Below are 11,123 nucleotides of genomic sequence, written 5' to 3'. Positions count from 1 at the left end.
TTATATTATATTTTATGAATATCCGTTTTTCATCACAATCCAGTAATACTAGCAATTACAAGCCTATCGAATAGCTTTTCTCCAAAATATCTACGATTGAGTTTATATATAAATTCATTGAGGTATAATTGAAGATACTTTCCTTTAATCTTATGATAGTTTCCAAGAAAATTTCTTTTTGCATTACTAATTGTAATATGTACCCATTTTAGGGTTTTTTCAGTGGTTTCTTTGTTAGATTTTTCAGTAATATGTAGCTCTACAAAATCAGAAATATCTATATAAGATGTACTTTTATCTGTAAAAACAATACTCTTTTCATCTAAAGAATCTTCAATCACTTCGTTGATGTGCTCTGCTCGATGAGATTCTAAAACTTTAGCTTTAAAATATCTAGCTTGTCTTTGTTTTTCTCCTGTTTGAGTATCTTCTAATACTGTAGATTCAGCCATAACAGCTACATTCTTCTTTCCAACAGCTCCACGTCCCCTAACTCCCTTAGATTGCTCTAATTCTGAGGATTCCACAGTAAAATAACCTTCATCCATTTCAATCATTCCTTCAAGAGTGTACTTAGCATCTCTATTACCCATAGCCTTACGTAATTTATGAACCATAGCCCAAATAGGTTCATATCTTTTCCAACCTAATTGCTTTTGAATTTCCTTGGAAGAAAAGCCTTTTTTAGTAGCTGTCATTAAAAAAATAGTTTTATACCAAACCATAAAAGGAAGGTTAGAATCTTGTAAAATGGTACCACTCTTTAAAGTCTTTCGCTTGTTACATTTTTTACATTGATAACTTAATTTACTTTTTATCCAATAATGCTCGGTATGACCACATTTACATATAATTCCTATCTTATCTCTCTCTGATTTAAAATGAGAAATACAAGATGCTTCACTATCAAAATGGGCTGTAAAACTAAAGATATTCATAAAAGTAGATTTTAAATAAATATACATTTTAATACTACTTGATTAATTACGGATATACATTTTAATATTTTATAATTACTTAATAAATTTCTCAAACTTATTAAGTACATTCTTATTTATAACCGCAAACCTAAAAAAACTATATGCATATACAATAATAAAACTTAAAACAACACCATAAATTTGAAATAGATAGATAAATAAACTAGAACATATTAGAGATAAAATTATTAATTCTAAATTCAATTTAAATTTTACCTTTTGTAATTTTGCAATTATTAAGGTTATAGCCAAAACACTAGATATAGATTGAATTATATTAGCTAATAATAATATCATTAATAATGACCAAGAGTCTTCAAAGACTTCTGATCCATAAATATTTATTAATATAAATTTACCAAAAAAGAAGAAGAAAAAGATAACAATAGTATTTATTAAAAAAACTTGTTTGATAATGTTTTTTAATCGATTTGTAAAGGCTTTTTTACATTTAATTTTTAAAAACCCACTATAAGAATATTGTATAAATGAAATAGATACAAGTAATATTACATTTGCTATTGAATAAGCGACTTGATAGATTCCTAATTCTTCTTTACCAATAAATAATGCCGCAAAAACATTGGGTATTAACATATAAATAGAAACAGTAATATAAGACAAACCATAATATTTTATTTTTAAAATATTTGTTTCATAAAACTTTCTAAAATTTATTTTAACAAAGGGCTTAATTTCTAATAATGCAATGAAATACAAAATTACAAGTCCTATACAATAAACAATTAAAAAGATATATATACTACTTTCAAAATAGTAAGCTACTAGTAAGAAAATTAAAATAAGTATACTCGATAAAAGATAACTAACTGTAAGTTTATTTACTTTTTTAAGCACTTGAAAATAAGATAAAAGAACTTTTATAAGAGAGGTGTCCAAGAAAATTTTTATTCCGACTAAAAGAAATAAACTATAGTTGGGTATGTTAAAACAAGTAGCTATTAAAAAAAACACTGATAAAATTAATAAAGAAAAAAGAAAAAAACCTGTAAAATTAATCTTTAATATCTTTTCATCTTCTGAATTTGCTATTATAAACTCATTAAACCCAAAATTTGTGACTACTATAAATAATGAAATAAAATAAGTATAAGAACTATACTCACCAAGCGTCTCCAAATTCAATATTCTTGCTAATAGAATAACAAAAATAAAATTAGTTGCTCTTCTAAATAAATTAGCTATTGTAAATAGAAAAACATCTTTTTTACTTAAAACCTTTTCCTTTATTCTTTTTCTCAAGATGTACTATTTTATAATATTAGTATAATAATACTATCCTAAACTTTTATTTATTAAAGACCATAGGCTCCACTTACTTAAAATAAAAGGATTATATTCACCTTGATTTTCTTTTAAAGTAAAAGTACCATTTTCATAATCTATATCTAAATAAGCATTAGAAATGAAAAATCTTTTAATTTGTTTTATATCAAGAATCAATTCCTTAGAATTTTTCTTAATAGTGATATTTTTAAAAGACACTGACTTTTGTTCTCTATTTCTTCCAAAATTAAATCGTAATCTATGTAATTCCGTAACATCATCAGGAATTTTAAATTCGATCTTCTGTATAGTATTTGAACCATTCACTTTAACTTCAATGACATTATTCTTAATGAATTTTTTATCTTCATACTCTGTAATATAATTAATTAAGAAATAATCATCCTCCTTAACGACTGCGTTTAAAATTAAAGTGTACCCATAGTATACATTTTGAATCTTATTAGATGAATTCTTATTTATTTTGTTATCTCCGTTACCGCTATCATTTTTACAAGAAAAAGCTAAAAACAATAAAATTATCAATGTATTTCTCAAGTTCATTTATTAAAAAATTTGGAATCCAAAGATACAATAGTATTCTTATTTAACCCCTGTAGTAATTTATATCTATACTTTATTTTTGTAAACTACTCACATAAAATAATGTCTAAATTCAAAAAATATAATTAACAACTCTTAACATTCTAATTTCAATTAGATTATATTTTTTCTTGTAAACACAGAATATCTCATATAAAAAAAGCTGCTTATAAATAAGCAGCTTTTTTTATATGAGATATCATCAATTTATTTTATACAATCATACCTGCGGCAACAGTTTCATTTGTAGTATCATCAACTAAAATAATACTCCCTGTCATACGGTTTTCGCGATAAGAATCTATCATTAAAGGTTTTGTTGTTCTAATTTTAACTTTAGCAATATCATTCATAGCCAAAGTATCATCTCCTTCTACGCGATTTAAGCTTTCAATATCTATTTTATACACTACATCTTTAATCATTGCTTTCTGATCGTTAGACGTGTGTTTAACAGTATATTTAGCACGTGGCTTAGCTGCAGTATTATTTAACCAACATAACATCACTTCTACGTCTTGAGACGCCTCAGGTTTGTTATTTGAACGCACAATCATATCTCCTCTTCCAATATCAATATCATCTTCTAATTCAATAGATACAGATTGCGGTGCAAAAGCTTCACTTAATTGCTGGTCGTTTAAATTTATACCTTTAATAACCGAAGTAAATCCAGATGGCATAACGGTAATTTCATCTCCTACACGAAGTACACCACTAGCAACTCTACCGGCATAACCGCGATAATCTCTATGTGTATCGTTTTGAGGTCTCAATACAGTTTGTACAGGAAAACGTGCATCTACCTTATTCACATCACTACTAATGTGCATGGTTTCTAACATGTTTAACATAGGAGATCCTTGGTACCAGTCCATGTTTTTTGAACGGTTAACAACATTATCTCCTTCTAAAGCACTCATAGGAATAAATCGAACATCTTTGATTAACATCTTAGACGATATTTCTTCGAATTGAGACACGATATTGTTAAATACTTCTTCTGAATAATCGACTAAATCCATTTTATTCACACAAACAATTACATGCGGAATATTTAATAAAGATGCGATAAATGCATGACGTTTGGTTTGTTCAATCACACCATGTCTAGCATCTACCAAAATGGTAGCAACATTTGCTGTAGAAGCTCCTGTTACCATATTTCTTGTATATTGAATATGGCCAGGTGTATCTGCTATAATAAATTTACGCTTTGGTGTTGTAAAGTATCTGTAAGCAACGTCTATTGTTATTCCTTGCTCACGTTCGTCTCTTAAACCGTCTGTAAATAGTGCTAAATCGACACCTGCATGTCCTTTTTTCTTACTTGTATTTTCTATTGACTGTAACTGGTCTTCAAAAATAGATTTTGAATCGTATAGTAGGCGACCAATTAAGGTACTTTTTCCATCATCTACACTTCCAGCTGTTGTAAATCTTAATAATTGGTTATTATCTAACATATGCTACGTATTCTAAAAATTATTGATTGTTGATTAAAAGTATCCTTGACGTTTTCTGTCTTCCATTGCAGATTCCGATCGTTTATCATCGCTTCTGTTTCCTCGTTCTGTTTGGCGCATCCCAGCAACCTCGTCTGCAATCTTAGCTAATGTATCAGCTTCAGATTCAATACCACCAGTAATCGTAATATCTCCTAATGTTCTAAATCGTATTTTCTTTGTTACAACCTCTTCGTGATCTTCTAACACTAAAAATTCTGAATTTGGAATCCATGCATCTTGTCTCCAAACCACTTCACGTTCATGCGCAAAGTATAAAGACGGGATAGCAATATTTTCACGTTTAATATAATTCCACACATCCATTTCTGTCCAGTTACTAATAGGAAATGCTCTAAAGTGTTCACCTTCAAAATATTTTCCATTAAATATGTTCCAAAGTTCAGGACGTTGATTTTTTGGATCCCATTGTCCAAAATCATCTCTATGCGAAAAGAAACGTTCTTTTGCTCTTGCTTTCTCTTCATCACGTCGTCCTCCACCTATAGCACAGTCCACTTTATTAGATTCAATAGCATCTAGAAGTGTTGTAATTTGTAATGCGTTACGTGTAGCATTTTTACCTTTTTCTTCAGCAACTCTACCATCGTCTATTGATTCTTGAACAGAACCAACAATTAAGCTTACACCTAATTCTTTAATAATATCATCTCTAAATTTAATCGTTTCAGGAAAATTGTGTCCTGTATCTACGTGCATTAAAGGAAAAGGAATTTTAGCTGGGTAAAATGCCTTTTTAGCCAAATGTGTAATTACAATCGAGTCTTTTCCTCCTGAAAATAGAATTACTGGATTTTGAAACTGAGCCCAAACTTCTCTTAATACGTAGATGGCTTCACTTTCTAATTCATCTAAGTAATTTAAATAATACTTATTACTACTCATTGCTCTCTATTTTTAATTTAGGTAATATATATTCTATTATTGTATTCGCTGCGTCTTCCACAGTTACTTCTTCTGTTTTTATTTCAATAGCAGGGTTTTCAGGAACTTCGTAAGGTGCAGAAATCCCTGTCATATTCTTGATTTCTCCTGCTCTAGCCTTTTTATAAAGTCCTTTAACGTCTCTGCGTTCGCATTCCTCTACACTTGTATTGATATAGATTTCTACAAAGTTATCATCATTAACGATATTCTTAATGTTTTCTCTATCTTTTTTATAAGGAGAAACAAATGCTGCTAAAGTTACTACTCCAGCATCTATCATTAAATTAGAAATTTCTGCAATACGTCTAATATTTTCGGTACGATCTTCAGGTGCAAATGTTAAATCATTATTGATTCCTTTTCTGATATTATCGCCATCTAATGTATAGGTTTTAATTCCTTTTTGAAACAATTTTTGCTCAACAACATTAGCTATAGTCGATTTACCTGAACCAGACAATCCTGTAAACCACATTAAAAATGAGTTATGTGAGTTTTTTTTATGTCTATCTTCTCTTGATATTTGATAATCGTGAGGTATGATATGCTCTTTCATTATTCGTGATTATGACGTTTATTTTTATCTAATCCAAAATTAATCTTATACCATAATTTTTCATGTAAATAATATAAAATCATTTTAGTCAATACTTCTGTTCCTCCTACTTTTAAGCCAATCATTGGATCTCCTGAAATTAACCAAGCTAAAGTCATAGTATCTAATGTTCCTACAACACGCCAAGTTATGGTCTTAAAGATATGACGTTTATTACTTTCCTCCATGTCTACTTTAAACCATACACGCTCATGTAAGTAATAAAGCACCATTTTAGTTGTAATTTCTGCAAATCCTATTTTTAGTCCTGTTAATGGGTCTCCTGAAATTAACCAAGACAATAAAATAGTGTCTATTGTACCGACAATACGCCAAGTTATGGCTTTAAAAATATGTCTTTTATGTGATGTATCTTTCATTATTATACAGACTTATGTCTCCATTATGATTAGAACAAAAGTAAACATTTTTTCATCAAAAACAATTATCCTATAGAGTTACTAGGAAAAAAGGATTTAATAAATTTTCTTTGTTATACAATAATGTACTATTCGTTTCTTTAGATATTACATCGATACCAACAGCATTACAAATTGACTGGCCTGCAGCAGTATCCCATTCCATTGTAGGTGCAAATCTAGGATACACATCGGCATTCCCTTCTGCAACTAAACAAAACTTTAAAGAACTACCCTTAGATACGATTTCCACTTCTTTCCCGTCTGTTTTTAAAGTATCTACGTAGTCTAATGTGTCCTGACTCATATGAGAACGACTTCCTACTACTTGAATTGGGTTTGAACCCGCTCCTTTTGGTTCTAATTTAACAGCATGTTCTAAAACATAGTCAATAGGTGTATTATGCTCATCCAGTTCAACCTTATAACCTTCCTGGTTTGATACATCTGCATAATATAACGTTTTAACAGCTGGCACGTAAATAACGCCTAAAACTGGTTTTCCATCAGTTACAAGAGCAATATTTACTGTAAACTCACCATTACGTTTAATAAACTCTTTGGTACCATCTACAGGATCTACAACCCAGCACGTTTCCCAATTTTTTCTTATTGAATAATCTGTTTGTTTGTTCTCTTCACTGATTATTGGAATTTCAGTAGGGACTAAAAACGAATTGATAATATCATTAGCCTTTTTATCAGCTTCTGTTAAGGGCGATTTATCATCTTTTAACTCTACATTAAAAGGCGTATTATACACTTCCATGATAATTTCTCCAGCTTTTAATGACGCTTCAATTGCGATTTTTAAATTTTGATTCATTTATAAATTTTTTAAAGCCACTTTTAAACTGTCTCTCCAATGTGGAATTTCAATTTTAAAAGTTTCCTTTATTTTTGATTTATCCATGACACTAAACTGAGGTCTTGCAGCAGGTGTAGGATAAGCTTCTGTTTTAATAGGAAAAACTTTTGTTTTTGTATCTGCAATTTCGAAAATCGCAGCAGCAAAATCGTACCAACTAGCTACACCTTCATTACTGTAATGATATAGACCGTAATTAGTTGAATTATTATTTATAATATTCAACATTACACTTGCTAAATCTGTTGCATATGTTGGTGTACCTATCTGATCTGCAACAACACTTAATTCAGGACGTGTTTCCGCTAAGCGTAGCATTGTTTTCATGAAATTATTTGCATGTTCAGAATATAACCAAGACGTTCGCAATATGAAATAAGACTCTAAATTATCTTGAATAGCGTGTTCGCCTTCTAATTTAGTAAGACCATATACTCCTATAGGTTCAGAACTATCTGTTTCTGAATATAACGTTGAAGATGTACCATCAAACACAAAATCTGTAGACACATGAATTAACTTGACATTTTTAGACTTACAAGCTAGTGCTAAATTTTTAGCGCCATCTTTATTTACTTTACGAGCTAAGTCAACATCTGTTTCAGCTTTATCTACAGCTGTATAAGCTGCACAATTAATACACCAATCGATATTATTGTTTTGAAAAAATTCAGCAACATGTTGCTGATTTGTAATATCTAAATCTTCTGAATCTGTATATATAAATTCTAAATCGTTCAGACCTTTACTCACATCTTTTATACATGCAGCCAATTGCCCGTTTCCTCCGGTTACTAAAATTTTCATTATAAAGAAGCGTTTTCAAGTGATGGTAAAATAATATCTTTTTCTGAAATTAACATCTCACTTTCGTTAATCTTCCAGTCTATATCTATAGTCTTATCATTGTAAATAATTCCACCTTCAGATGCTTTATTGTAGAAATTATCACACTTATAAGAAAAAATAGCTGTTTCACTTAAAACAACAAAGCCATGTGCAAATCCACGAGGCACAAATAGTTGTTTTTTATTCTCTTCGGTTAATTTTACAGCAACATGTTGGCCAAAAGTTGGAGAACCTATTCTAATATCTACGGCTACATCCAAAACCTCTCCTTTAACCACACGAACTAATTTTGCTTGTGCATGTTCCCCTAATTGATAATGAAGTCCTCTTAAAACACCTCTAGATGAAAACGACTCGTTATCTTGAACGAAAGTAACATTTAGACCTGTAAGCTTATTGAATGTTTCTGCATTATAAGATTCTAAGAAGTAACCTCTTTTATCACCAAAGACTTGTGGTTCTAAAACAAAACAATCTTTTAATTTAGTTTCTGTAACAGTCATTGATTATTTATTTAGTAATCCAAGTAAATTTCTTCCATAACCACTCTTCATTAGAGGTTGTGCTAAAGCTTCAAATTGCTCTGCAGAAATGTAACCCATTTCAAAAGCAGCAGCTTCAATAGATCCAATTTTCAATCCTTGACGCTCTTCTAGCACTTCAACAAATTGAGAGGCTTGTAATAAAGATTGAAATGTACCTGTATCTAACCAAGCTGTTCCTCTATCCAGAATACTTACATTTAGATTACCTTGTTTTAAATATACTTTATTTACATCTGTAATTTCTAATTCTCCTCTATGACTAGGCTCGATATTTTTAGCAATTTCAACTACAGAATTATCATAAAAATAAATTCCAGGGACAGCATAATTTGATTTAGGTTGCTCTGGTTTTTCTTCAATTGAAATAGCATGACCATTTTCATCAAAATCTACTACACCATAACGTTCTGGATCGTGAACACGATAAGCATAAATAATACCGCCTTCAGGATCATTATTAGCTTGTAACAATTTAGCTAAACCTGTACCATAAAAGATGTTATCTCCTAAAATTAAAGCTACTTTATCATCTCCAATAAAATCTGCTCCAATAATAAAAGCTTCTGCTAATCCGTTTGGCGCATCTTGAACAGCGAATTCGAACTTACAGCCAAATTTTTCACCATCACCTAATAAATCTCTAAATAATGGTAAATCTTTTGGAGTAGAAATAATTAAAATCTCATTAATCCCAGCATACATCAATGTAGATAACGGATAGTAAATCATCGGTTTATCATAAATTGGCATTAACTGCTTACTAACTGATAAAGTTAGAGGATGTAGTCTGGTTCCTGATCCTCCTGCTAAAATAATTCCTTTCATCTTAATTTTTATATTTATTGATATACCACTCTATAGTTTTCTTGATTCCAGTTTCAAAATTTTCATCGGCTTTCCATCCCAATTCATTTTCTAATTTTGTTGCGTCAATTGCATAACGGAAATCATGTCCTGCACGGTCTTTTACAAACGTAATTTGATCAGCATAAGGTTTATCTTTTGGATATATTCCATCTAAAATACCACATATTGTATTTACGATGTACATATTATCACGTTCATTTCTACCTCCAATATTATAAGTTTCACCAAACTTACCTGTTTTGTATACCAAAGCAATTCCTTTACAATGATCTAAAACATATAACCAATCTCTAATATTTTTTCCATCGCCATAAATAGGAATATCTTCTCCAGATAATGCTTTTCTAATAATGGTTGGGATTAATTTTTCGTCGTGTTGCTTTGGTCCATAGTTATTAGAACAGTTTGTTGTTAAAACATTCATACCATAAGTGTGAAAATAACTTCTAACAACAAAGTCTGAAGAGGCTTTAGATGCACTGTATGGACTATTTGGTGCGTATGGAGTCGATTCCAAAAACAAACCTGTTTCTCCTAAAGTTCCATAAACCTCATCTGTAGAAATATGGTGGAATTTATTATTCTCGCAACCTTCTTTAAATTCAAAAGGTCCATTCATCCAATGTTTTTTAGCAACATCAATTAAATTAAAAGTTCCAAAAATATTCGTCTGCATAAAAGCATCTGGATTTTTAATTGAATTATCTACATGAGATTCTGCTGCAAAGTGAATCACTCCAGAAAATTTATATTTTTCAAATAATTCTTCAATTAAGTTACGATCGCAGATGTCCCCTTCAACAAAAGTGTAATTAGGATTACCCTCTACTTCAGACACATTAGCTACATCTCCAGCATAGGTTAACTTATCGAGGTTAACAAGATGAATATCTTGGTTTTCTTCTAAAAAATATGGTACAAAATTAGAGCCAATAAACCCTGCTCCTCCGGTAACTAAAATTGAAGTTTTATCCTTCATAATTCTTTATAAATTTAATAATTTTTATTGTTGCAAAGACTAAATATAATAATACAAAAATAAGCAATGGTAATTTAAATATGTATTTCTGCTGTAATCCAGTTACTTTATTTCCAACATTTTGAAAACCTGAAACTACATCAAAAAGAGTGTCTTCTTCTAAACGCTCTTTCTCAAGATTAACTAATTGCGCTCGTAACTCGACTTCCTTGTTAAACAACTCATATTCCTTGGTTACTGACTTATCTTTTTCGAAAGACAAACCGTCTCCAATAGTCATTCCTTTTCTTGATTGGGATTTAGATTCTTCTTTTAAAACGGAAATATACACTTTTTGTAAAGAATCAATTTTAACTAAAGATGAATTTATATTATTTGTCTGAAATTCAAGTAATTTATTGCGTTTATCCATTAAGTTTTGAGAAAATTTATTCTCAAAAGTCTGATTTAAACCTCCTTCTAATTGTTGGAAAATATTATTTTTTAAGGCTTCTACTTTTATTTCAAAGATCTTAGAAGAATAAATATCTCTGCCTTTTAAATACTTCTCATAGGTAAAATTACTAGCGGTAGCAGAATCTGTCGACTGTAAAAACTCTTCGTATTCTAAAATTAAATCTGTTTCTGTTTCTGGTCCAGGATTTACTTCTAAACTAACTATACTTTGTGCCGTTAGAG

At 30.0% G+C, this 11,123-nt stretch carries 13 protein-coding genes; all 13 read right to left on the bottom strand.

What is annotated here, in order from left to right; translation table 11 throughout:
- Positions 1-32 precede the first annotated feature (32 nt).
- Positions 33-938, bottom strand: coding sequence for an IS1595-like element ISFoal1 family transposase (locus tag AST99_RS02860; protein ID WP_057779044.1), 906 nt, complete (start codon positions 936-938; stop codon positions 33-35).
- A gap of 75 nt (positions 939-1,013) precedes the next feature.
- On the bottom strand, positions 1,014-2,243 hold the full coding sequence (locus tag AST99_RS02855; protein ID WP_198151384.1) for a lipopolysaccharide biosynthesis protein: 1,230 nt from the start codon (positions 2,241-2,243) through the stop codon (positions 1,014-1,016).
- Between the two features lie 33 nt (positions 2,244-2,276).
- Positions 2,277-2,831, bottom strand: coding sequence for a hypothetical protein (locus AST99_RS02850; protein ID WP_057778942.1), 555 nt, complete (start codon positions 2,829-2,831; stop codon positions 2,277-2,279).
- A gap of 251 nt (positions 2,832-3,082) precedes the next feature.
- The gene (locus AST99_RS02845; protein ID WP_057778940.1) at positions 3,083-4,336 is read right to left on the bottom strand and encodes a sulfate adenylyltransferase subunit 1; all 1,254 of its coding nucleotides are present in this window, start codon (positions 4,334-4,336) and stop codon (positions 3,083-3,085) included.
- 33 nt (positions 4,337-4,369) lie between these two features.
- Positions 4,370-5,281 carry a sulfate adenylyltransferase subunit CysD gene (gene cysD, locus AST99_RS02840; protein ID WP_057778938.1) on the bottom strand — a complete coding sequence of 304 codons (912 nt, stop codon included), beginning with the start codon at positions 5,279-5,281 and terminating at the stop codon, positions 4,370-4,372.
- A complete protein-coding gene (cysC, locus tag AST99_RS02835) occupies positions 5,274-5,879 on the bottom strand; it encodes an adenylyl-sulfate kinase (protein WP_057778936.1) in 606 nt (201 codons plus the stop codon). The genes cysD and cysC overlap by 8 nt, the downstream gene beginning before the upstream one ends.
- A complete protein-coding gene (locus AST99_RS02830) occupies positions 5,879-6,298 on the bottom strand; it encodes a DUF2061 domain-containing protein (RefSeq protein ID WP_057778934.1) in 420 nt (139 codons plus the stop codon). The genes cysC and AST99_RS02830 overlap by 1 nt, the downstream gene beginning before the upstream one ends.
- A gap of 70 nt (positions 6,299-6,368) precedes the next feature.
- A complete protein-coding gene (gene cysQ, locus AST99_RS02825) occupies positions 6,369-7,163 on the bottom strand; it encodes a 3'(2'),5'-bisphosphate nucleotidase CysQ (protein WP_057778933.1) in 795 nt (264 codons plus the stop codon).
- Positions 7,164-8,012 carry a dTDP-4-dehydrorhamnose reductase gene (gene rfbD / locus AST99_RS02820; protein ID WP_057778931.1) on the bottom strand — a complete coding sequence of 283 codons (849 nt, stop codon included), beginning with the start codon at positions 8,010-8,012 and terminating at the stop codon, positions 7,164-7,166.
- Positions 8,012-8,557 (bottom strand): dTDP-4-dehydrorhamnose 3,5-epimerase, encoded by a 546-nt coding sequence (gene rfbC, locus AST99_RS02815; RefSeq protein WP_057778929.1) that lies wholly within the window; start codon positions 8,555-8,557, stop codon positions 8,012-8,014. Before rfbC ends, rfbD begins: the two co-directional genes overlap by 1 nt.
- Before the next feature lie 3 nt (positions 8,558-8,560).
- Complete coding sequence (rfbA, locus tag AST99_RS02810; protein ID WP_057778927.1) at positions 8,561-9,424, bottom strand: glucose-1-phosphate thymidylyltransferase RfbA; 864 nt, start codon at positions 9,422-9,424, stop codon at positions 8,561-8,563.
- A gap of 1 nt (position 9,425) precedes the next feature.
- The gene (gene rfbB / locus AST99_RS02805; protein ID WP_057778925.1) at positions 9,426-10,445 is read right to left on the bottom strand and encodes a dTDP-glucose 4,6-dehydratase; all 1,020 of its coding nucleotides are present in this window, start codon (positions 10,443-10,445) and stop codon (positions 9,426-9,428) included.
- A partial coding sequence (locus tag AST99_RS18680; protein WP_198151382.1) for a hypothetical protein occupies positions 10,435-11,123 on the bottom strand: 689 nt, incomplete at its 5' end. The genes rfbB and AST99_RS18680, both read right to left, overlap by 11 nt.

It is taken from the genome of Formosa algae, from assembly GCF_001439665.1.
Lineage (GTDB): Bacteria > Bacteroidota > Bacteroidia > Flavobacteriales > Flavobacteriaceae > Formosa > Formosa algae.
Note: the sequence above shows the minus strand (reverse complement) of the source record. Positions and strands in the feature narration are given on the sequence as shown.

What these genes read in the sequence shown, in the direction of transcription:
- AST99_RS02860 (WP_057779044.1), bottom strand. Translation starts at nt 938, where the DNA reads ATGAATATCTTTAGTTTTACAGCCCATTTTGATAGTGAAGCATCTTGT.
- rfbD (WP_057778931.1), bottom strand. Translation starts at nt 8,012, where the DNA reads ATGAAAATTTTAGTAACCGGAGGAAACGGGCAATTGGCTGCATGTATA.
- cysQ (WP_057778933.1), bottom strand. Translation starts at nt 7,163, where the DNA reads ATGAATCAAAATTTAAAAATCGCAATTGAAGCGTCATTAAAAGCTGGA.
- AST99_RS02830 (WP_057778934.1), bottom strand. Translation starts at nt 6,298, where the DNA reads ATGAAAGATACATCACATAAAAGACATATTTTTAAAGCCATAACTTGG.
- AST99_RS02845 (WP_057778940.1), bottom strand. Translation starts at nt 4,336, where the DNA reads ATGTTAGATAATAACCAATTATTAAGATTTACAACAGCTGGAAGTGTA.
- rfbA (WP_057778927.1), bottom strand. Translation starts at nt 9,424, where the DNA reads ATGAAAGGAATTATTTTAGCAGGAGGATCAGGAACCAGACTACATCCT.
- AST99_RS02850 (WP_057778942.1), bottom strand. Translation starts at nt 2,831, where the DNA reads ATGAACTTGAGAAATACATTGATAATTTTATTGTTTTTAGCTTTTTCT.
- cysD (WP_057778938.1), bottom strand. Translation starts at nt 5,281, where the DNA reads ATGAGTAGTAATAAGTATTATTTAAATTACTTAGATGAATTAGAAAGT.
- cysC (WP_057778936.1), bottom strand. Translation starts at nt 5,879, where the DNA reads ATGAAAGAGCATATCATACCTCACGATTATCAAATATCAAGAGAAGAT.
- rfbC (WP_057778929.1), bottom strand. Translation starts at nt 8,557, where the DNA reads ATGACTGTTACAGAAACTAAATTAAAAGATTGTTTTGTTTTAGAACCA.
- rfbB (WP_057778925.1), bottom strand. Translation starts at nt 10,445, where the DNA reads ATGAAGGATAAAACTTCAATTTTAGTTACCGGAGGAGCAGGGTTTATT.